General features: G+C 59.8%; 15 protein-coding genes. 9 read left to right on the forward strand and 6 right to left on the reverse strand.

What is annotated here, in order from left to right; all coding sequences use genetic code 11:
• Window positions 1-20 precede the first annotated feature (20 nt).
• The 3 genes from VMY05_07990 to pyrE all read left to right on the forward strand — a co-directional run bounded on the left by VMY05_07990 (window position 21) and on the right by pyrE (window position 4,037).
• Complete coding sequence (locus VMY05_07990) at window positions 21-2,291, forward strand: vitamin B12-dependent ribonucleotide reductase (protein HUV31010.1); 2,271 nt, start codon at window positions 21-23, stop codon at window positions 2,289-2,291.
• 53 nt (window positions 2,292-2,344) lie between these two features.
• Complete coding sequence (locus tag VMY05_07995) at window positions 2,345-3,001, forward strand: hypothetical protein (protein ID HUV31011.1); 657 nt, start codon at window positions 2,345-2,347, stop codon at window positions 2,999-3,001.
• A gap of 463 nt (window positions 3,002-3,464) precedes the next feature.
• The gene (gene pyrE / locus VMY05_08000; protein HUV31012.1) at window positions 3,465-4,037 is read left to right on the forward strand and encodes an orotate phosphoribosyltransferase; all 573 of its coding nucleotides are present in this window, start codon (window positions 3,465-3,467) and stop codon (window positions 4,035-4,037) included.
• A gap of 17 nt (window positions 4,038-4,054) precedes the next feature.
• Here the strand turns inward: pyrE and VMY05_08005 are convergent, their stop codons facing one another.
• The 5 genes from VMY05_08005 to VMY05_08025 are packed head-to-tail and all read right to left on the reverse strand — an operon-like array spanning window position 4,055 to window position 9,087.
• A complete protein-coding gene (locus VMY05_08005) occupies window positions 4,055-5,731 on the reverse strand; it encodes a response regulator (protein ID HUV31013.1) in 1,677 nt (558 codons plus the stop codon).
• Entirely contained in the window at window positions 5,728-6,096 is a 369-nt protein-coding gene (locus tag VMY05_08010) for a response regulator (protein ID HUV31014.1), read from the reverse strand. Before VMY05_08010 ends, VMY05_08005 begins: the two co-directional genes overlap by 4 nt.
• Window positions 6,097-6,109: 13 nt before the next feature.
• Window positions 6,110-6,475 carry a response regulator gene (locus VMY05_08015; protein ID HUV31015.1) on the reverse strand — a complete coding sequence of 122 codons (366 nt, stop codon included), beginning with the start codon at window positions 6,473-6,475 and terminating at the stop codon, window positions 6,110-6,112.
• 12 nt (window positions 6,476-6,487) lie between these two features.
• On the reverse strand, window positions 6,488-8,161 hold the full coding sequence (locus VMY05_08020) for an ATP-binding protein (protein ID HUV31016.1): 1,674 nt from the start codon (window positions 8,159-8,161) through the stop codon (window positions 6,488-6,490).
• Window positions 8,158-9,087 (reverse strand): ABC transporter substrate-binding protein, encoded by a 930-nt coding sequence (locus VMY05_08025; protein HUV31017.1) that lies wholly within the window; start codon window positions 9,085-9,087, stop codon window positions 8,158-8,160. The genes VMY05_08020 and VMY05_08025 overlap by 4 nt, the downstream gene beginning before the upstream one ends.
• A 345-nt stretch (window positions 9,088-9,432) precedes the next feature.
• Between VMY05_08025 and VMY05_08030 the strand changes: the two genes are divergently transcribed.
• From VMY05_08030 to sthA, 6 genes are all read left to right on the forward strand, one after another.
• Window positions 9,433-12,090 carry a TonB-dependent receptor gene (locus tag VMY05_08030; protein HUV31018.1) on the forward strand — a complete coding sequence of 886 codons (2,658 nt, stop codon included), beginning with the start codon at window positions 9,433-9,435 and terminating at the stop codon, window positions 12,088-12,090.
• Window positions 12,091-12,102: 12 nt separating this feature from the next.
• The gene (locus VMY05_08035) at window positions 12,103-14,835 is read left to right on the forward strand and encodes a hypothetical protein (protein ID HUV31019.1); all 2,733 of its coding nucleotides are present in this window, start codon (window positions 12,103-12,105) and stop codon (window positions 14,833-14,835) included.
• 13 nt (window positions 14,836-14,848) lie between these two features.
• Window positions 14,849-15,841, forward strand: a complete 993-nt coding sequence (locus VMY05_08040) for a PorV/PorQ family protein (GenBank protein ID HUV31020.1) — start codon at window positions 14,849-14,851, stop codon at window positions 15,839-15,841.
• A 129-nt stretch (window positions 15,842-15,970) separates the two neighbouring features.
• The gene (locus VMY05_08045) at window positions 15,971-17,551 is read left to right on the forward strand and encodes a hypothetical protein (GenBank protein ID HUV31021.1); all 1,581 of its coding nucleotides are present in this window, start codon (window positions 15,971-15,973) and stop codon (window positions 17,549-17,551) included.
• Window positions 17,552-17,567: 16 nt separating this feature from the next.
• The gene (locus VMY05_08050; protein ID HUV31022.1) at window positions 17,568-18,647 is read left to right on the forward strand and encodes a DNA recombination protein RmuC; all 1,080 of its coding nucleotides are present in this window, start codon (window positions 17,568-17,570) and stop codon (window positions 18,645-18,647) included.
• 65 nt (window positions 18,648-18,712) lie between these two features.
• Entirely contained in the window at window positions 18,713-20,143 is a 1,431-nt protein-coding gene (sthA, locus tag VMY05_08055) for a Si-specific NAD(P)(+) transhydrogenase (protein ID HUV31023.1), read from the forward strand.
• Here the strand turns inward: sthA and VMY05_08060 are convergent.
• Window positions 20,118-22,145 (reverse strand): hypothetical protein, encoded by a 2,028-nt coding sequence (locus VMY05_08060; GenBank protein ID HUV31024.1) that lies wholly within the window; start codon window positions 22,143-22,145, stop codon window positions 20,118-20,120. The two genes, sthA and VMY05_08060, sit on opposite strands and share 26 nt — an antisense overlap.
• Between the last annotated feature and the right edge of the window lie 3 nt (window positions 22,146-22,148).

The following is a 22,148-nucleotide window of genomic DNA, read 5'->3' on the forward strand; positions in this document are numbered from 1 at the left end:
CCGATAGGTGTAGTATAGCCATGAGAGAACAGGTCGAACTAACCGACAACGCCCTGACCGTCCTTCGTCGCCGCTACCTTCGCAGGGATAACGAGGGGCGCGTGGTCGAGACGCCGAAGGAGATGTTTCTGCGCGCGGCGCAGTTCATCGCCGAGGCCGACCGCGCTTACGGCGCTGACGACCGGCAGGTGGACCAGACCACCGTCGAGTTTTTCAACGTCATGGCGGATTTGCGTTTTCTGCCCAATTCGCCGACCCTGATGAACGCCGGCAAACCGCTCGGGCAGCTCTCGGCCTGTTTTGTCCTGCCGGTGGGCGACTCCATGGAGGAGATTTTCGAGGCCAACAAGTACGCCGCCCTGATACACAAATCCGGGGGCGGGACCGGGTTTTCATTTTCTCGCCTTCGCCCGCGCAATTCGGTGGTGGCCTCGACTTCAGGCGTGGCCTCCGGACCGGTGTCGTTCATGAAGGTGTTCGATGCTTCGACCGAGGCGGTCAAGCAGGGGGGCACCCGGCGCGGCGCCAACATGGGCATTCTCAGGGTGGACCACCCGGATATCCTCGAGTTCATTGCCTGCAAGGATGACCCCGGCGAGATTACCAACTTCAACATCTCCGTGGCCGTCACCGACGCTTTCATGGAGGCGCTTGCCGAGGGGCGGGATTACGCCCTGCACAATCCGCACACGGGCAAGACTCACCGTATCGACGACACAGAGGTCTGCCTGAGCGCCGCCGACGTCTGGCAGCAGATTATCGACCATGCCTGGCGTACGGGCGAGCCGGGGATCATTTTCGTCGACCGCATGAACCGGCTGAACCCGACCTCGCCGTCCGAGGTGATTGAATCGACCAACCCCTGCGGGGAGCAGCCTCTGCCGCCCTATGACTCGTGCAACCTGGGCTCGATAAACCTGGGCTGCTTTGTCAGGGACCCGCTGCCGCCGGCCTATGACCCGGCGCATCCCGGCGACGCCGTGGACTGGGAACGCCTGGCCTCGGTCATTCATACGGCCGTGCACTTCCTTGACAATGTCATCGACCAGAACAGGTACCCCATTTCCCTGATCGAAGATCAGACCAGGAAGAACCGCCGGATCGGCCTCGGGGTGATGGGCTGGGCGGACATGCTGGTCAGGCTCCGGTTGCCGTACAACAGCCCCCGGGCACAGGAATTCGGCGAGCAAATCATGCAGTTCATCGAGACCGAGGGCAGAAACCAGTCCTCGGAACTGGTGCGTACTCGAGGGAAATTCCCCAACTGGGAGGGGTCGGTTTACCGGGGCGAGGAGCTGGCCATGCGCAACGCCACCGTGACGACGATTGCGCCCACGGGGTCGATCTCGATCATTGCGGGTTGCTCCTCCGGGATCGAGCCGTATTACTCGCTGGCCTTCGAACGAAACGTCATGGACGGTACCCGGCTGACGGAGGTCAACCGGCTGTTTGAGCAGGCCGCCCGCGACGGCGGTTTCTATTCCGAGGACCTGGTGAAGCAGATTTCGTCGCGGCGCTCCATTGCCGATCTGCTTGATATCCCCGAGGAGGTTCGGTCGCTGTTCGTGACGGCGGCCGACGTCAGCCCGGAGGATCATATTGGCATGCAGGCGGTTTTCCAGAAGCACTGCGATTCCTCGGTCTCCAAGACCATCAACTTCCCGGAAAGTGCCACCCGCGAGGACGTACGTTCTGCTTTTGAGCTGGCCTACCAGACGGGGTGCAAAGGGGCGACTATTTACCGCGACTATTCACGCCCGGACCAGGTTCTGGCCACCTCGGCCTCGGGGGTTGATACCGCCGCGGCACCTCCCGGCGTCGGGCCGGAGCCGAGTGAGGCGGTGGCCCGAAGACCGGCTGTTCTGAGCGGTTTTACTGAAAAGATCAAGACCGGGTACGGCAACCTGTACGTGACGATCAACGTCAGGGACGGCCGGCCTTTCGAGGTCTTCGCGCAGATCGGCCGATCCGGCTACACTACTATGGCCGATACGGAGGCGATCTGCCGGCTGATATCGCTCGCCCTTCGTTCGTCGGTTCCGGTGCAGCAGATAATCAAGCAACTTCGGGGGATAGGCGGCTCGGCCCAGGTTTTCTCGGGAGGCAGCCGGGTATTCTCCATCCCGGACGCTATTGCGCAGGTGCTGCAGAAGCACTTCGGTTCCCGCCGGCCATCGGCCGGGTCATTCGAGCACGGGGAAGCGGCCGATATCTGCCCTGAGTGCGCGTCGGCCATGAAGTTCGATGCCGGCTGTTACCTCTGCCTGTCCTGCGGTTATTCCAGCTGTTAATTCTGCCGATATAGTAACGAACAGAGGCATTCGCTGATTTCGTGGTTCGTATTATGGCGGCAAGCACGTACATACCGGCGGGTCGGACGTCCATTATCAAGCGGCGTGACATTACGCTGCAAGTGCAGACCGAATACGCCCACCGCCCGTTACCGCGTATCACCACCACCATACTCGACGGTGGGAAGGTGGTGCACAAGATCGAGCGGGGGCTCGACAAGCCCATCGATTCGCTGGCCAGGCAGGAGAAGGTGGAGGAAGCCGTCAAGCGTCAGCACACGGAAGTCCTGGCCATCATCAGAAACGAGTCATCCGGAATCCCGCTTTCCGTCGGCCTGCCCTCCCGGCCGCAGAGGCGGCCGGTCACTCTCTACGACGAGTTGTGCGCCATTTCCGGCGTGCAGCACGTCTTCCGGCTGGACAACGAGGGGAACTTCGTGGGAGGTTCCACTTCTGATCAGTTTAAACGGTCGTTTGCCGAGGTTTTCAAGAACATCCGCCAGTTGATCGAGGTTTTTGTGCTCGAGCCGGGGGTCGGGGTGACCCGGGAGAAAGGCGTCTGTGAGATCGAACGCAGCCGTCTCTACCTGGCCTCGGCTGGCGCCGAGTGCTATTTCATACTGGTCAAGCCGGTCGATTTCACCATGGACTACGAGAAGGCCATCAAGCACGTGATCGACCCGGATCCGTTCCGACCCCGGTCCGTATAAGGTTACCCGCAGCCGCGCCCGTCCCTATCCCGCCCGCAGCACCGATCTTTGAACGCCCCGCAGACAAAAAGAGCCGCCCGTGGGGCGGCTCATACTTTTAACGGAGAGAGCGTCGTGATTTGAAAAACTCCCAGCTTTACACGGTAAAGGGTTTTTACAGCCACTTCCCGCATTTAGTGTTCGCTGCCGTTTCGAAAAACGGGTCACGGCGTGCACGCAGCGATGAAGAGACAACCTTCATGGGAGAGGTGTTAGAGATTTTCAAATGACTCAACTCTCTCCGCTTTTCTCTCTACTGTTAGTATAATACGCGTATACTTTTTTAAGATGCAATATTTTTTTTGGGTAGTTGCCACATCCGGGCCCGTTGGGTATGTTCCGTGCCAAAACGGGCTGCGGGCCGCCCCCGGCGCCGGATTACCCGTCGCGCCGCCGCCTGCCTGGCCCGCCATGTGGAGGAAACATGACTACTGACGAGATTCTGAAGCTTTTCAAAGACTCGGGGGCTTTGCTCAGCGGGCATTTCAAGCTGTCCTCGGGCCGGCATTCAGACGTCTACTACGAGAAATTCACGTTGCTGAAAAACCCCACCGTCTGCACACGGATGTGTCGTGAACTGGCTGATCAGCTTGCGGCCCTGAACGCAGACACGGTGGTCGGCCCGACAACCGGCGGGATCATCATCGCCTACGATGTTGCCAGGTACCTGGGCATCGAATCCATCTATGCCGAGCCCGGAGAGCACGGGCGGATCTTCAAACGCGGCTTCTCGCTTGCCAGGGGGCAGAAGGTGATAATCGTTGATGACGTGATGACCACCGGGCGCTCGGTCTTCGAGGTCATCGATCTGGTAAAAACGTACGAGGCCGATATCGTCGCGGTCGGCGAGTTGCTTGATCGCTCCGGGGGCACCGTCAGCCTCGACTACCCGTTCCATCCGCTGGCTACCGTGGCGGCTGACAGCTGGGCCCCCGAAGAGTGTCCGTTGTGTGCCAGGGGAGAAGCGTTGACGCAGCGGGGGAGCAGGAAGTTCTGAGGGGCGCTCTGGGGCGGCTACGCCGGTTGAGGCACTCGGACCGCCATGGGGAGGTCGATAGTGACCGTGGTACCTTCGCCCGGAGCCGAGTCGATCGACAGTTCGCCGCCGTGGTTCTCGATTATCCGCTGGCAGACAACCAGTCCGAATCCGTGGCCGGTCGGCTTGGTCGTGAAGCGCTGGCTGAACGCCTTCTCCAGTAGTTCCGGCTCGATCCCGACGCCGTTATCGGAGACCGTGACCCGGAACGATTCCCGCTCAGGATCGGTCATCACGGAAACGGCGATCTGCCCGTCGCCCTTCTCCTGAGTGGCGTCGGCGGCGTTGTTAAAAACGTTGTACAGCAACTGCTGGATCTGCATGGCATCGGCCTGGAACGGGATTTCGTCGGCCAGCTCTATGATGTCGATCTGAACGTCTCGAAACCGCCGCTGAGGCGTCAGGTACTCGATGACTTCCCGGATAACGCGGTCGAAGTACAGGATCTCCTTGCGGGAAGAGATTGGATGGAGATCCATCAGGTTGGCCGTGAACGTCTTTATCTTCTCGATAGTCTCAGCCGCTGTTTTGACGTGCCGGCTCGCCTCCCGGTGGTCCTGTTTTTTCAGGTGGACGTCCAGCAGGGAAATGCTGCCCGCAATTACTCCCAGAAAGTTGTTCAGTTCGTGGCCGATCTCCGCCGACATCTGGCCGCGCGTAGCCATCTTCTCCAACTCGATGGTTTCATCCTGAAGTTCCTTGAGACGGGCGTACGCCTGGCGTGACTGTTCCAGCAGTGACAGGTTTTCCAGCGTGATGGCCAGCTGGCTGGCGGTGATGGCCAGAAACTGCAGGGTTCGGCCGGAGAGCTTGACGGTGTCGTCCTCGAAACCCAGCATGATCATGCCATAGAACCCGTCGGCGCGCGTCACCGGGACGACCACCATGTGCAGATTCTCGTGCATCCAGTCAGGGCACAGGTAAGGTTTCAGATTCGGGTCCGGGTTATGCTTGAATACCGGGTGTTCCTCAAAGCTGGAAATGATGACCGGCTCTCGCAACAGGTCGGATTCGGCTGAATCCAGGCAGGAAGCCAGGGGTTCTTTGGCCAGAGACCGCTCCTGGGTGGAATCGTCGTTGATCGACACCATGATAAAGCGATCCTGGTCGGGGTCGACGAACAGAATGGAGCCGTGGTCGGCGTGCTGGTGCATCAGCGCGAACTTCAGCGATGAAACGATCAGCGACTTGCGGTCACCGGCGTGGAAGAGCATGTAGTTCAGATCGGAGAGCCCTTTGAGCTGGTGGTCGGGGCTGCGCTCTTCGGCTTCGAGCTTCTTCTGGACAGCGCTGTGCACGGCCTGGCGGATCTCCATCAACTCGAACGGCTTCATTATGTAGTCAATGGCCCCCTGCTTGATCGCCTCCTTGGCGGAGCTGAGGTTGGCGTAGCCGGTCATGAACAGGACGGCTATGTCGGGCGCCTGCTCCCGGACCCGCCGCACCAGTTCAATGCCGTCCGTACCGGGCATACGGATGTCGCTGAGTATCAGGTCGAACGGCCCGCCACACATCTGGCGCAGCGCCTCGTCTGCGTTGGACGCCGTGACTACCTCCCACCCCTCGTCTTCCAGCGCGTCCGTGACCAGCGAAAGCACGATTTCTTCGTCGTCAACGACGAGAATGCGGAATGTCCGTTCTTGCGACAGACTCATGTTTTCCTGACGGGTTTGAGGATCGCGTCCAGAGTTTCCCGCAACTGGTTCAGTTCGAACGGCTTTCTCAGGAGGTGGTGTCGGCCGGTCCGGTGCACCTTCTCCGAAAGTGAGTCGGGCAGCGAATCAGTGAAAATGAGCCGCAGTTCGGGTTTTTGCGGGGTAATCTCCTTCATGACGTCGTAACCGTGCATCTTCGGCATGTGCATGTCGCAAATGCAGACGTCGTAATCGTTGCTCAAGGCCATTTGCAGCCCCTCCGGGCCGTCGGCTGATACATCTACCTCGTGGCCGAGTTCAGTGAGAAAATCCGTCAGCAGGTTTCTCATCACCAGCGAATCGTCAATTATCAGTATTCTTGCCATCGCTCCACCGTTTCTAGGCCAGGGCAGTTGTCACCGTCTGGATCAGTTCCTTGATGCTGAACGGCTTGGACAAAAACGCGCACGCACCGCTGGCAACCGATCGGCTGACCGTGTAGAGACTGGAATAGCCCGAGATCACGATCACCCGTGTACTCGGGTCGATCTCCTGTGCTGCCTTGACCACTTCTTCTCCGGGGACTCGCGGCATGCGCAGGTCGGTGATCACCAGGTCGAAACGGCGCTGCCTCAACCTGGCTATAGCCTCATCACCGTCGCAGGCCAGTGTAACCTCGTAATCTTCCAGTACTTCCGACAGGAAATCGCGGATGATCTCCTCGTCATCGACTACGAGTATTGAGTGCCTGTTTTCCGTACTCATGCAGGTACCCGGCTAACCCCTCAGACTGGTTTCGCTTTCCCTTACTGTATCGGACGAGCGGGGCGATCTCTGTACCGGCAGAACAACCGTAAAGGTCGTGCCTTCACTCACCTCGGACTTGACGAGAATTTCGCCCCCATGGTCGCGGATTATACCGTAGCTGACCGAAAGGCCCAGCCCGGTGCCTTTGCCCACCTCCTTGGTCGTAAAGAAAGGTTCAAAGATTTTCTTGAGATTCTCTGCTGATACGCCATGTCCGTGGTCGATAAAGAGCAGCTCGACGGCGCCGCCGAACTCTCCGACCGCGGGAGAATATCGGCTGACGATCTCGATGGCGGTTCCCTTTTCGGAGGCGTGCATGGCGTTGATTATGAGATTGGTGAACACTTGCTGAAGCTGCCCGATGTTTCCCTGAATTGTCGGAATGCCCGGCGTCAGCGACACGATCAGTTCAACCTGGTTGATGCGCAGTTGATGTTCAACGAAGCTGATCGTTTCCTCGATCGCCCTGTTCACCTCGATTTCCTCGAAATCGACCGTCCGCGAGGATCGCGAGAACTTCAGCAGGTTCTGCACGATGGTCTTGCAGCGCCGCGCCTGGGCCTCGATATCGGAGACGTATTTCACGTAGCTGGCGATATCTTTGGTCGTCGTCTTTTCCGGGACGTTCTTGGACAGTTTCTCGAGGGTGAACTGGGCGTACCCGAGAATCCCGCCCAGGGGGTTGTTCAACTCGTGAGCCACTCCGGCGGCCAGCTGACCGATAGCGCCCATCTTCTCGGATTGAATGAGTTGCGCCTGCGCCTCCTCGAGCTGCCTGGTCCGTTCAATGATCTTCTCTTCCAGCGTCCGATTGTACTGCTCGATCTCGTCTCGTGACTGTTTGAGAGACTCAATCATCTTGTTGAACGTCTTGGCCAGGTGACCGATCTCGTCGTTACGGTTGATTTCCACCTTCCGACTCAGGTCCCCGTGGCTTATCTGATCGGTGACCTTCACCAGTTCCGTGACCGGATTGGTGATGGCACTTACGATGAAGGTGACCAGGATGATGCTGGTCAGGACGATGAGCAGGGCCAGCACAATGACGACGATGCGCCCTTCGGCGATTGACCGGTTGACGCTTTCTTCCGACAGACCGAGCGCGATGTAGCCGATCAGCTCCGGCTCGTACGAGTAGGGGATGGACTTGTCCAGTCCGCTCGTGATGCCGAGATTCTCGCGGCTGATCCTCTCGCGCTGGGTCAGCACGGGCGCTGTCAGAATGAGAATCCCCTGCCCGGAGGAATCCGTGACGTACGATTTGGCCGTCTCGACCTGCTGGTCGCCGGCAAGGTCCCGGACCTTCCATACCGTCGGACTGATGGCACAATTACCGGTCCGGGATAACACGTCCCCGGCAAGATTGATGACGATGGCGAACTCGACCGTCTCGAACGGCGCCAGCACTTGCAGGAGGTCCTCCAACTCGTGGGTGGACTCAAACAGGACACCGCTTTCAGCGTTCATGGCCAGCATCTGTATCATCGTTTTGCCGCTGGTTTCCAGCTCGCGCCGGAAGCCGTCATCCTGGCGCTTAAGCAGGTAACCACTGGTGATGAGCATGCTGACGACCACCATCGCCGAAATCGGCAGGACGAACCTCGTCCGCAGGTTGACCTGAATCAGGCGACCAAAGAGGCTCATCGGTATACCTCCTTGGCGATCGCAATCATGTCGTCCGGGATAGTAACGCTGATATGGCGGGCCGTCTTCTCGTTGTAGTGAAACCAGATAATGTCGGGCGAAGTGATGCTGATTCCACCCGGGTTCGTTCCCTCAAGTATCCGATTGACAGTCTTCCCGGCCTGTCGGCCGACCGCTTTGTAGTCAAAATCGAGTGCAAACAGAGCCCCGGATTCGACCACGTAGCGGGAAAAACCCATGAAGGGGACTCCCCGGCGGATCGTATGCAGCAGGATGAATTTCGTCGATTGCGGACTGAACAGGTTCGGATCGGCCACGGACCAGATTCCGTCGCAAACCCCGGTCAGGGAATCCAGCGCCCGCGGCAGTTCCTTCTGGTCGTTCACCTCCAGCGCCACAAGGTCCAGCCCCAGTTGCTGTGCCACCACCTTCGACGGCGGGATGAGCTTGGCCGTGTTGCTCGAATAGAGCACGCCGATGGTTCGGAGCTTGGGAATGATCTTCCGGAAATTCCGAAACTGGATGTTCACCGGGATATTCAGAGAGGCGCCGGTTATGTTGTGACCGGGGTTCACGAGCGATTCCACGAAACCCGAGACGACCGGGTACATGACGGCGGAAAACACGATCGGTGTCCGGGTAAAATTATCCTTGGCGCATTCCGTGGCGCCGCTTCCGACCGTTAGAATGATGGCCGGCCTGGCGGCTTTGACGGAGTCGATCTGGCGGCTGCACTGGGCCGAATCCGGGGATATAAGGTACTGTATAAAAACAGCTTCGGGGTGTTGACTCTGGACAACTTTGATGGCCCCGCTGATGGTTCGCAGGGTTGATATCAGGCTGTCCGTGGTCAGAACCGCGACTTTCTGTGCCCGCGCCTCCCGGGCGTGGCCGACGACCAGCACGGCAAGACACAGTAGTCCCACAAGAGTTCTTTTGGTCCAGTTGCTAGCCAATGAGGGGCACCATAAAATAGGTAACCAGATCCCTTTTGCGCCGGCCCTTGTCACTCCGGGTTTCCGGGATGATAAGTGCTCGCCCTGTCTATCGGATAGGTATCGGGATAAATCGGTAAAAGTTTAATTGACCCCGAGCGTTCCGGGCGAAGTCGGCAACCGCCCGAAAAAACCGTATAAGGTAGAGTCAAGTTTTTCCCCGGTAATCCGATCTTCACAGATAGTCACCTGCGACAATCATCATTCGACACCGTGAGAGTTTTTGTCAACGTGGACGAATACAAGCGGAACCATTGAAATACTGGAGAGGAAGCCTTGAAAAGACGGTTGTCAAACTTCCTTCCCGCAACCCTGACACTTCTGCTGGTGATCGCGGCAGGACCGGTGCAAGCCGGTGTGACCGGCAAAGTCTCGGGTGCGGTGGAGGACGGAAACACAGGGGCGCCGGTAATCGGAGCGACGGTTCGCGTTGCGGGCACCAGCCTGGCCACCAAGACTGACGAGGACGGAGAGTACTTCATTATCAACGTCCCGGTGGGTAAGTACGACCTGGTCGCCACCCACGTCGGTTTTGAAACGGTCACCCGGAAGGAAGTACGAATACTCGTCGATCTAACAACTCCGGTCGACTTCAATCTCGACCAAATAGCGGTCGAGTTGGGGGAGGCGGTGGTCGTGTACGCGTCCGAGCCGATTATTCGGCGGGACCTGACGGCGTCGCGCAGCATTTTCACGGCTGATCGGTTGAAGAACCTGCCCAATATCGTCACCGTTCAGACCGTGTTGACCAACTACCCGGGAGTGGTGGTCGACCGCGGCGAAGAACTGCACGTGCGCGGCGGGCGGTCCGGTCAGATTTCATACTACTTCGACGGGTTCTCGGTACAGGATCCGTTCGTGAACAAAGCCGGCATTCGGATTATGCCGACCGCTCTCGAGGAGCTTTCGCTGACTTCCGGCGGGTTCACCGCTGAGTACGGCGAGGCCCTTTCGGGCGTGGTTAACGCGGTTACGCGAGAGGGAGGCCATGCCTACCGCGGCGGCCTGCGGTCCTACGAGGGCTTCACGCACACGTACTCCGTCGGCGACGCCGACTGGGGCCAAATGGACCGGCACGGCAACCGGTCGCTCAGCTTCGACGTCTCCGGGCCGGTGCCGGGACTTGACGGCAAACGATATTCTTTCTTCGCCGCCGGCGAGTACCTGGACAAGCGGACACACCTTCCCCATGACCGGGAGGCAAGCTACACGACGGCGGCCAAGCTGTCGTTGCAGCCGACGCCCAGGTTGAAACTAAAGTCGAACGTGACGTTCTTCGACTCCAATGGCGACCTGTACACGCATCGAGACGTCAACGGGCGGTCGTATGACTTCAACCTTGACGGTTTGCCGTCATTCGAAAAGCGAGCCTACCTGGCCGGCGTGTCCGGAAACTACCATTTCAACGAACGTACCATCCTGTCGGCCGCGTTCAACCGGTTTTCGACGCGCACGCTCACGGCGCCGGGACACCTGATGGACGTTCACTGGAGCCGGTGGCCGGGCTATTCAGAGGATGCGGACGGCACCTACGACGGGACCATCCACGAGGACAACTACGGTAACAACCCGGACAACTCCGATCCCTATGAGATATTCGGCTTTACCACCGGCGATGACTTCGAACCGACCTACTCGTTTCGCGAGACGAAGTACAGTTCGTTGAGCGGCAGCCTGGTCAAGCAGGTCGACAAGAACAACCAGGTCAAGGCGGGATTCGAATACCGCCAGTATGACATCGCCAAGGACTTCCGGCAGTTCTATAATACCAAGCCCTACTACGAGACGTACGAGGCCAACCCGTTGTACGCGTCGTGCTTCCTCCAGGACAAGATTGAGTACGCCGCCTTCGTCGTCAATGTCGGGCTCCGTTACGACTATCGTGACGCCGACATCGAGTACAACTCCACACCGGAGGACACGGTGGCGCACTACAAGGACGCCGATCCCAAGTCCAGGTGGTCGCCGCGCCTGGGCGTCTCGTTCCCCGTCTCGACGAAGACGGTGATGCACTTCAACTACGGAGTGTACTACCAGATGCCGACCTTCAGGTTTCTGTACTTCAACCCCGAAGGCGACATCTCCTCCGGCCTGCCGCTGTTGGGCAATCCGGACCTGGCTCCCGAGCAGACCGCCTCCTATGAACTGGGTCTCGATCACCTGATCGGCGACGACATCCGCCTGGACGCCACGGCATACTACAAGGACATAAAGGACCTGGTGTCGGCCCGGTCGTTCAGGGTCAGTACGATCACCGTGACGCGGTTCACCAACGACGATTACGGCTCAGTCAAGGGATTTGACGTTTCTCTGGAGAAGCTGCCCGGCGACGCCCACTGGAGCGGGTCCGTTTCGTACGGTTATATGCTGGCCAGCGGCAACGGGTCCAATGCCCTGGAGCCGTACTACAACCTGAACACCTCGGACACTATCCTGCCGGTCACCGAGTACCCGCTTGACTTCGACCAGCGGCACACGGTCACGGCCATGGCGGACTGGCACGTCCCACCGCAGTGGAGCGGCAACCTGTTCGGGTTGAAATTGCCGGGTGCCTGGGGTTTCTCCATGGTTGGCTACTACGGCTCCGGTCTGCCTTACACCAAGACCGATGCCGACGGCAACCGGTTCGGAGAACGCAACGAAGGCCGGCTGCCCGCCTACTACAGTGTCGATATGCGCTTTAACAAGGACTTCCGGACGGGCGCCAGCCAGATCCTGACCTTCTTTGTTGAGGTAGATAACGTCTTCAACCGGCGCAACGTGATCGACGTTTTCAGCCGCACCGGTCTTCCTGACAACGACGCCGTGTCTGTCTCCGGCAGCCTGGCGACCAATCAGGAGGAGATCGATGAGGCCAACCGGTTGTATGATCACGACCCACAGCATTATTCCCCGCCGCGGACTATCAGAACGGGGTTTGAGCTAAGCTTTTGACGGAGCGGAAGTATGAAAAGGAGCATGATGACATATTTGGTGGCGCTCGGGCTGGTGGTGGCAGTCCTGTTGCAGGCCGCGCCGGTGAGCGCCAAGCCGATCTCGGCCAGGCCCCCGCGGGTCGACACCGGCAGTACCGGAGGTACCGGAGGACTGGCTCTCTTCCCCTCGCCCCTGACGATCGACCAGATCATTCACGACCGCGGTAACATCCTTACCACAGTCGACAACTGGGGGTACATCGGCGGGAGCCAATACTACGGACTGCCTTCGGGCGAGTGGCCGCGCAATTCCGGGCACGACTACATCGGTGAAATCAAGTACTGGATGGGGGCCGTTGACGCCGGCGGCGACACTCTGGTCGCTAACACCTACGATGACTTTCAGGGTCTTCCGTCGCTGATCTCGAGCGTTCCGCAGCAGAAGATTCTGCTGTCGACCGACACGACGCGCTATTACGACTACAACCTGGAGGACACCACCGGGCTGGGCAACGGCAACCCGGCCCACGGGTGGCGCGTGTGGAACGCCGACTCCGCGGCCTGGGTCTGCACCCAGAACTACAATCCGCGCGACATGATCTTCTTCCCCGGGGGACCCGTTTCACTGCAGGAGTCGCACTATCGCTTCAATGACGCGTCCGGCGGTTCCTCGCTGATGGGCCTCGAGATGACCCACACCGTCTTGCAGTGGAACTACTGCTACAACGAGGATTTCGTTTTCGTGATCCTCGACATTGCGAACACCTCGGCGATCGACTACACCGACTTTGCTTTCGGACTCTACGTCGATCTTGACGTCGGCGGTCCCGACGGTACGGGCGAGAACGGACGCCTCCATGACCTGGTGGCCTACGACTCGGCCGCCAACCTCGCCTGGACCTACGACTACGACAGCTATGATGAAGGCTGGCAAACCGAGACCGGCATCATGGGCACGAAATATCTCGAGACGCCGGACGACATCGGTATGACCGGTTTCAGAACCGGCGACTGGGGCCTGGTGCCGGAGACCGATGAAGGTCGTTTCCGCTTTCTTGACTCGGCCGGTTTTGACCCGCAACTGCCGCCTACCGATCAGTACTATATCCAGTGCACTCGCGGTATCTCGCTGGAGGCCGGCAAGACCGTTCGGGTCGTGTACGCGCTGGTGGCCGGTGAGGACAGTCTCGAGTTCCGGGACAACGCGGAGCTTGCCCAGCAGTTATATGACAACTACTTCGTCGGTCCCGAACCGCCGCCAACGCCGACACTGACCGTCGAGGCCAGTGACCAGAAGGTCTACCTGAAATGGGACGACACGGCGGAATTCGGCACCGACCCGCTGTCGGGCGAAAACGATTTCCGAGGCTACAAACTCTACCGCAGCGACAACCAGGGGAGAACCTGGGGCGAAGTGGTCGAGGACCTCGATAACAACTGCCTGGCGGTCGACTATGAGGCCATCGGCGACTACTGGGTCAGCACCCCCGGCGATCCGATTCAGCACAGCTACATCGACACCGACCTGTTCAACGGCATTGAATACTGGTATACGCTCGTGGCCTATGACACCGGGGCTATTGACCTGGGCGTTGACTGGCTGCAATCCGGGTTCGGTGTCGCCGGCGGAGTGCCCAACGTGGTGGCCGTCACGCCGCGCGACGACCCGGCCGGGTTCTACGAGGCCGCCGGTACGGTGGCACACGAATACTCCGGGGTCGTTTCGCCGTCGGCAGGCAACGTTATCCCGACCGTATTCGACCGGAATGCCCTGCTGGGAGCCGACTACAGGGTCGTGTTTGAGGATACTCCTGCACGTACTTACTGGCATCTGATCAACGTGACCACGGGAGACACCGTCCTGGCCAATCAGACCCGCTCTGAGGGTGACCCCGGCCTGTACGAGGTTGCCGAGGGTCTGCGAGTGGTCGTCCGCGACGCCGACCGGGTCCCGTTGAACATGGAACAGACGGAGTTGGGCGGCGCCGAGGCAACCCTGGTGGCCGACCCGGGAGCATTCTACGGGGTGGTCATTGAGTACTTCTACGGCGTGTATTTCGGCTGCGAGCACTACCGGTCCACGTATGAATTCCGGTACACCGGTAACTCGACGGTGGCCAGCGCGTTCAACGACACGCTCGGCCAGGGTACGGCCTGGTCGGTGCCGTTTGAGGTCTGGAACACCACCACTGACCAGCGCGTGTCGCTGGTCGTGTACGATTTCGGGCTCGACGGTGCCTGGGATCCCCGGGACCTGCTGATTGTCGTAAACTATCCGTACGACCCAATGGAGGATCCGTTCGTCACCGCCTGGCCGTACTATTTCAACTGGATGTTCGGCTTCGACACTACCGTCTACAATCCGGCCGTCGGAGACGTGTTCACAATCGAGGGTAGTCCGCTGAACAGCCCCGCCGACGCTTTTACCTTCAAGGTTGACGGCATCAGCGTTGCGACGGCCAAAGCCTCCCTGAACGACATCAGGGTTGTGCCGGATCCGTACCTTGTGCACAACTGGTCCAAGATTGAGCTTTCGGGCGCGGAGCCCGTTCTGGAGTTCCAGAATATCCCGGACAAGTGCACCATCCGGATTTACTCGTTGTCCGGAGACCTCATCAAGACCATAGAGCATGAAGGTGTTTCCGGCACGGCGCGCTGGGATCTGCTTTCGCAGGACCGGCAGCAGGTCGCGTCGGGGATTTACATCTATCACCTGGACTCGCCGTATGGCGAGCATTTGGGACGGTTCGCCGTCATCAAGTAAAGGAGGCTGGAGCGTGAAAAAAATAGTCGTTTTTCTGCTGGTGTTCGCCCTGGTGGGGACAGCCTCCGCTGAACAGTCGAAGGTTGGTTCCGCCGGAGCGCAGTTTCTCAAGATCGGTGTCGGCTCCCGGTACCAGGCGATGGGGGAGGCCTCGGTGGCTTGTGCCAACGACGTGTACGCGATGTACTGGAACCCGGCCGGCCTGGCTGAGATTGAAAACGCCGCCGTCAGCTTTACCAACGTCAACTGGATCCTCGACGTCGACCTGAACTATGTGGCCATCGCCAAGAACTTCGAGGACGTCGGTGTCTTCGGCGCCTCGGCGACGGTGCTGTCGATGGACGAACAGGAGGTCACGCGGGCGGATATGCCCGAGGGTACGGGGGAGCGCTACGACGCCGGTTCCTATGCCATCGGAGTCTCTTTCGCGCGTCACCTGACCAACAAGTTCGCCTTCGGCGCCTCCTTCAAGTACGTCGGCGAAAAGATCTACCTGGAGGAATCGAGAGGCTTCGCCTTTGACTTCGGAACCCTTCTGTACACGGGCTTCCGCTCGCTGCGTCTGGGCATGAGCATCTCCAACATGGGACCGGAACTGCAGTTTTCCGGGCCCGACGTGCGCTACGACGAACTGCTGGGTGACGGTGCCAACGATCCGTTTGACGCTCAACTGAAGACAACGCCTTACGACTTGCCCCTCGTGTTTCGGGTCGGTGTTGCCTACGACCTCGAGATGGCTCAGAACTCCGTTCTGACCGTCTCGGCCGAGATGAAGCACCCTAACGACAACAATCAGCAGGGCGGCATCGGCGCGGAGTACGGTTTCGCCGAGAAGTTCTTCCTGCGCGGCGGCTACAAGCTGAACTACGAGGAGGAAACACTCTCCTTCGGCGGCGGCTTGCGAACCTCGGTCGGCTCGGATGCTTCGCTCGTAATCGACTATTCCTGGCAGGACTTCGGGCGGCTGAATTCCGCGCAGCGGTTTTCCGTCGGCTTTGCCTTCTAACGGATTCGGCCAGATTGCAAAGGCCCCGGCAGGATCGGGGCCTTTTTTTATCGCGGCTGGACTTTGACGGTATAAGAATGTATTATTGATCTGACGAATCGGCTACGAAGGGAACGGCACAGGAATATGATGAAGTCACTTCTACGCTCCGCGATATATCTCGCCCTCGGCATCGTGACGGCGCTTTCGGCATCCGCCCGCAGCAATCTTTCGCTGACCGTTATTGTCGACTATTTTGACGTGCTGTCCTCGGGGAACTTCGAGACCGCGCGTCTCATGTGGACACCCGAGGCACAGGAGCGCGCGGGCCGCTTCGACATCGAGTACACGGGGATCCCGCTGAAAATCGACTGCGTGTCTCCCATTGTTCAGGATCTCGCGGTCATGACCAACTATATGATGCCGGCGGCCAAAAACGTGGAGAGTCTGCCCGGCGACCGCTACTTCAGGCTTCACTACTCGCAGGTCATCGATGACCAACTGGTGGAACATTTCTACTACACCAGAGCCGACGGCGACTGGCAGTGGTTCTGCTACCCGCAGGATTACTATGCCGAGGACTGGCCGATTGTCCAGTCGCGATACTTCCGTGTCCACGTCCATCCGGACAGGCAGGAGTTCATTCACCAGGCTGTCCTCGAGGAAGCCGACCGTCTGGTGGAGGGCCTGGCCGGAACGCTGCATCTTTCGGGGGACGATCTCAGGCGGATCGAGGACAAAAAGATAGAGTTCTTTTACTGTTCATCCGACCAGGGAGTGGCGACGATAACCGGCCAGGCCACGCGCGGCGTGCTCGACAAGGCCTCCAACGATATCATCTCCGCCAGCTTCCCGCACCTGCATGAACTCGTTCACCTGCTCGTAAACATCAAACTGCAGCGGTTGCCGTTGTATACGCTGCCCGTCGTCGCCGAGGGAGTGGCCGTGGCATACGGAGGCCGGTGGGGAAAGAATGCAGAGGCACTCATGGACCTGGGCGTCTTTCTGCACCGGGAAAAACTGATCGAACTGGATTCCATCCTCACGTTGCAGGGCTTTCAAGCGCACACCGGTGCCGACATTGCCTACCCGATGGTGGGTGTGTTCGCGTTCTTCCTTATCGACAGGATGGGACAGGACAACTTTCTTGACCTCTACCTGGCGCTTTCCGGAGATTTCAAGACTCTCTCGGCACTGACCACCGAACAGGTTCAGGAGACAATTGCCGGCGCTGCGGGGGTCGGCGACTGGGAGGAACTGAAAGCGGAATTCGAGCGCTACATCGATCAAAACCTGATCACCCGGGCGGCCGCCCTGCCCGGAAGAGTCGCCCGCGGCCGCGGTGTCGTCAGCGGCGAGCGGTTCAGCGTCGACCGGAACGGTGAATGGTTCGGGTGCGTCTTTGCTGGAGCCGGGGAAGAGCCGGTGAAGGGCAGCCTGCTTTTCAGCCATGATAAGCGGCTGGACGGGAAGCCGTCGGTTCTGTTTACGGAGCAATTTGACGATCGCCGTCCTTTTGAAGGTTACCGGTACGCCGTACGTTTCGATGAGAACGAAGCCGGGCTGTACGACTACGCCACCAACAGACTTCTGGCCAAGTACATCTGGGGAATATCCCCGTCAGAGGAGTACTTTGACCGCGAGTCCCGCACCATTGCCGTAAAATTCCGGAGGGACCTCGTGGACGGCCGGATGCCGGCCCGGGGGGACTGCGTGTTGCTGCCGGAATAGGCCGCTGGGAGCAGGCATGGAGATCACCAGCCTCGTAATCGTTGCCGTTGTCCTGCTCAATCTGGCTCTGGCCCTGTGGCTGATCGCGCGCGTGAGCCGCCTTTCGCGCACGGCGGACACGTCCCGCGTTGACACCGCGATGCAACTGCTGAAGGCTGAGTTGATCGGCCGGCAGGCCGAATCACTGACGGCGCTGCGCGAATCTATTGATTCGGCCAACCGAATCGTCAACGAACGACTCGCCGAAGGCGCCAGCGCCATCGACAGGCGCATGTCCACTTTCGGCGAAATCGAAAACAAGCTCGGCCAACTTACCGAGCAGGCAGCCGGCATTGCCTCCGTCGGCAAGAACGTCCAGATGCTCTCCGAATTGTTGCGACCGCCGCGATCCCGCGGCAGAGTGGGCGAGCTGATGCTCGAGAACCTGCTGGGGCAGATTCTTCCCCGCTCCCTCTACGAGACACAGTACCGGTTCCCCGACGGTCTGCGCGTCGACGCGGTGGTAAGGTTGGGGGACAGGCTCCTGCCGGTCGACGCCAAGTTCCCGCTGGAATCCTATGAACGGCTGGTAGCGCAACCGGACGACGCTGGCGCCCGGAGAGAGTTTACGCGGACGCTGAAAAAGCACGTGGACGCCATTGCCTCCCGGTATCTCAAGCCGGGCGAGCAGACGACGGATTTCGCCGTCATGTATATCCCGGCCGAGGCCGTTTACTATCAGCTTATCGCCGACAAGGACGGCTCGGCGTTTGAATACGCCCTGTCGAAGAAAATCATTCCCAGTTCTCCGGGACACTTCTACGGCTTTCTCGCCTCCGTGGCTGCCGTTTACTCCGAGGTGAGCCTGGCCCAGGCTTCCGTCGAGCGCGGCAACCGCTGGCTGGTTACAGGCATTAACGAACTCACGGAAACGTCGGTTCGCCTGGAACGGCTTCACGAGCGTATGGAGGCTTCACTTCGGTCGCTGACGGCTGCTCTCGAGAAGTCCCGATCCGAATTGCGACAGATTCGGCTGAACCTGGAGAAGTTGGGGCGGCCGGAAGACCTGCCGGGAGAGCCCGTCGCCGTTTCCGACCGCCAGGACACTGCCGATTGACAATCCGGTTGTCCGGCACTCCGCCGGGCTGTTTTTTACCAGGACGAGCGGGAGAATAACGACGCATGGTCCAGCGAGACTTCGATCTCATCGTCATCGGATCGGGGCCGGCCGGTGAGAAGGCGGCTATACAGGCTGCCAAGATGCACAGGTCGGTGGCCATTGTCGAGCGGGAATCGGTGCAGGGGGGCGTCTGCCTGCACACCGGAACCATTCCGTCGAAGACCCTCAGGGAAACCGTTGTCTACATGTCCGGGTTGCGGCAGCGCTCGGTTTACGGCCTCGCGGCGGCAATGAGAACAGATCTCACCGTCCGGGAGTTGATGTATCGTAAAGGGCAGGTGGTCCAGCAGGAGCTGGACGTTATCGCGCAGAATATGGCCCGCCACCGCATTGAGGTCATTCACGGCACCGGGGAAATCGTCGATCCACATACGGTTCTCGTGCACGGCCGCAACGGCGGCACCCGCAGCCTGACCGGAGAAGCCATCATCATCTCTACCGGCACCCGATCATATCGACCGCCTGATATCGACTTTGACGGCCCGTATATATACGACGCGGAGTCGATTATAGACCTCGACCGCATCCCCGACCGACTCACGATCATCGGCGGGGGCGTCATCGGCTGCGAGTACGCCTCGATCTTCTCGCATATCGGCGTCAAGGTCACGATCGTGGATCTGCGAACGCGCCTGTTGTCGTTTTTGGATCACGAACTCGGCGATGCCCTGATGTACCTTATGCGCAAGTACGGTGTGTCCTTTGTGCTCGCGGACGTCTCTGAGAAGATCTCGGTGGAGGGCGACGAGGTTGTCACGCTGACGAGAGCCGGCCGCCGAATAGTCGCCGACCGCCTGCTGTACGCTGCCGGTCGGTGCGGCAACACTGAAGCCCTCGGGCTCGAGGGGCTGGGGATACGGACGGACGACCTGGGTCTTATCAAGGTCAACGAGAAGTACCAGACGGCGGTGCCGAACGTTTTTGCGGTCGGTGACGTCATCGGGTTCCCGTCACTGGCTTCCGTGTCGATGGACCAGGGGCGTCTTGCGGCAGTGCACGCCTTCAGGTCGGACGACATTGCCTGTTTGAACAACCTCCTGCCTTTCGGGATCTGGACAATTCCCGAGGTCGCCATTCTGGGCGAGACCGAGGAATCGCTGGCCGCCCAAGGGCACGAGTACGAGGTGGGCACGGCCCGATACTTTGAGCTGGCCCGCGGCCAGATCATCAACGATCACGATGGTCTGCTCAAGCTGATCTTTGACATTGATGCAGGCCGCCTGCTGGGCGTGCATATCATAGGTGAGCGGGCTAACGAGCTAATCCACATCGGCCAGGCGGTGATGACTTACGGCGGCACCATCGATTACTTTGTCGATACGGTGTTCAACTACCCGACCCTGACCGAGGCGTACAAGGTAGCCGCTCTGGACGGCCTGTCGCGCCTGGCCTTCCGCGCGTCCCGGGCTAGTTCTCGTCGAGTCGCTGATTGAGTTCCTCCAGCCGCTCCATCACCAAAGGTGCCAGGGGGTCCCCGGGGGCAAGAACGACGAACCTTTCATAGCATTCGGTCGCACGCCTGAACTCTCCTCTGCGCTCGGCAAGGTTCCCCTTCACCAGGTACGGCTGGGCCAGGGTCGAATCCATGGCGAGCAGCCGGGAGGCCGCAGAGTCGGCCAGGTCAACTTGACCGGTGCGGCTGGCCAGGAACATGTGGTCGACAAGAATGTCCTTGTCGTTCGGAAAGATCCGCAGCGCCCTCTCCATGGCCGCGAACGCTTCGCGCACACGCCCCGTATTACGATAGTAGGTGTACAGATTCGAGTGACAGTTCTTGCGGTACGGGGCCAGCATCAGGCAGGTGTCAATCTGGGGTTTGGCCAGGTCCGGCTGACCATCGTTTAACAGAACGGCCGCCGTTATCTCCCTCGGCTCGAGCCAGTATGGATGCCTGGCGATAATGCGATGCAGGATGGGCAGCGCGTCGTTAACCTTTCCCGCGGCCGCGAGTTCCGTGCACCCGCGGAGGTTCAGGATATCGGGGGATTTTATCGGCAGGTCCACTTCCCACTTGTCGGCCTTGGTGAAGTCCCGGTTGTAGAAGTAGGCGTCACGAAAGGCATAACCGCCGATACGGTGAAAGGCATCGTGCTTGTCAAAATAGTCTTCCGCGTACGGCGCCGCCCGGTCAATCGCCGTGTACGCCGGCGCGTAGGCAAGCGGTAACCAAACGCAGGCGACGGCCAGCGCGGACGTGAGCCGCAGCGACCTCATGCTGTCATTGTTCAGCCGGCTGAGGACAAGGACAAACAGGAACGAGAACGGGGTCAGGTAGGCGACCAGTCGCGGGGCGTCAACGACAATGGAGTCGACCGGGTTAAGAACAAAAACCACGGTAACCCCGGCCACGGCCGTGAGCCATGCCGCCATGCCGGCCGGGCCCGGCTTCATCCAGACTCGCGACGCAAAGGCAACGAGCTTCATGACTATCGCAAGAGGGGCAAACAGAAAGAACAACTGAAAGATATCCCCGATCCTCCTCGGTGAGAAGAGACCGTAGTCGGTGTGAGGCGGCCCGGCCACCGGGAACAGGATAAAGGCCGAGAATTCCAGTGAATTGTGCGCCTGGCGATACAGCAGGACGACCAGAGCCACGTAGGCGACCGCCGAGAACAGGAAGGCCAGGTGGGATCGCGCTTTCTGCCGGCCGGGAGTCGCGATAGTCAGGTAGACGGCGGCCGGGACCAGGAAGGCAAGGGTATAGTGAATGATAATCCCGCCCAGTACGATTCCCCACAAGGCCGCCAGCCGGCCGGGACGGAATTGCCGTTCCAGACGCACGGCCAGCAGACAGAACCAGATGGTTACCGCCACGATCAGCGGCTCCACGCCCACGAAACCGAGATACAGTATCGTCTGCGGTCCAAAGAGAAGGATGACAAACCAGAAGAAACGACGGGCGCGGTCTTCGGTCAGTTCCGACACGATCCGGGCAGCTCCCACGAGTGATGCCGCGGCCGCTCCGAAGGAGATGATGCGCCAGGCTATTCCTGCCGCCGTGTCGGCTCTGGCCGCAAACGGCAGGATCACTTTGTAGACGGCCGCAGCCAGACCCACGGCGCCGAATTCGAACCAGCGAAACATGATCCTGGGAACCTGTGATATCTGGGCCACGCGGAGGTTTCCGCCGCCGTACACGATGGAATCGAAACGGAACAGAACAAACAGGACAAAGAGCACGATCAGGCCGATGACGACGACGCGCCCGGAGGTAAGGGCGCTGCCGAGGCGCGCGGCGAATCTCCATACGAGCAACATGGCCGCCGCCAGAAGGACCAGCCACAGGTAGCCGTACCACCCGGGCAGGTACCCCCAGTGACTGAACGACCAGTTGTTCTCGAACAATCCGGCGAGGAAGGCGTGCCCCGAGTACCACGCAAGCATGACTACGGCCAGCAGAACGAGACCCAGGGTGTGAACGGAGCGTGAAGTCATGTC

This window comes from Acidobacteriota bacterium (assembly GCA_035529075.1).
In the GTDB taxonomy this organism is placed as follows: domain Bacteria; phylum Zixibacteria; class MSB-5A5; order GN15; family FEB-12; genus DATKXK01.

Bases quoted from the DNA above. Each gene is read 5' to 3' on its own strand.
- VMY05_07990 (HUV31010.1), top strand. From the start codon at position 21: ATGAGAGAACAGGTCGAACTAACCGACAACGCCCTGACCGTCCTTCGT.
- VMY05_07995 (HUV31011.1), top strand. From the start codon at position 2,345: ATGGCGGCAAGCACGTACATACCGGCGGGTCGGACGTCCATTATCAAG.
- pyrE (HUV31012.1), top strand. From the start codon at position 3,465: ATGACTACTGACGAGATTCTGAAGCTTTTCAAAGACTCGGGGGCTTTG.
- VMY05_08005 (HUV31013.1), bottom strand. From the start codon at position 5,731: ATGAGTCTGTCGCAAGAACGGACATTCCGCATTCTCGTCGTTGACGAC.
- VMY05_08010 (HUV31014.1), bottom strand. From the start codon at position 6,096: ATGGCAAGAATACTGATAATTGACGATTCGCTGGTGATGAGAAACCTG.
- VMY05_08015 (HUV31015.1), bottom strand. From the start codon at position 6,475: ATGAGTACGGAAAACAGGCACTCAATACTCGTAGTCGATGACGAGGAG.
- VMY05_08020 (HUV31016.1), bottom strand. From the start codon at position 8,161: ATGAGCCTCTTTGGTCGCCTGATTCAGGTCAACCTGCGGACGAGGTTC.
- VMY05_08035 (HUV31019.1), top strand. From the start codon at position 12,103: ATGAAAAGGAGCATGATGACATATTTGGTGGCGCTCGGGCTGGTGGTG.
- VMY05_08045 (HUV31021.1), top strand. From the start codon at position 15,971: ATGAAGTCACTTCTACGCTCCGCGATATATCTCGCCCTCGGCATCGTG.
- VMY05_08050 (HUV31022.1), top strand. From the start codon at position 17,568: ATGGAGATCACCAGCCTCGTAATCGTTGCCGTTGTCCTGCTCAATCTG.
- sthA (HUV31023.1), top strand. From the start codon at position 18,713: ATGGTCCAGCGAGACTTCGATCTCATCGTCATCGGATCGGGGCCGGCC.
- VMY05_08060 (HUV31024.1), bottom strand. From the start codon at position 22,145: ATGACTTCACGCTCCGTTCACACCCTGGGTCTCGTTCTGCTGGCCGTA.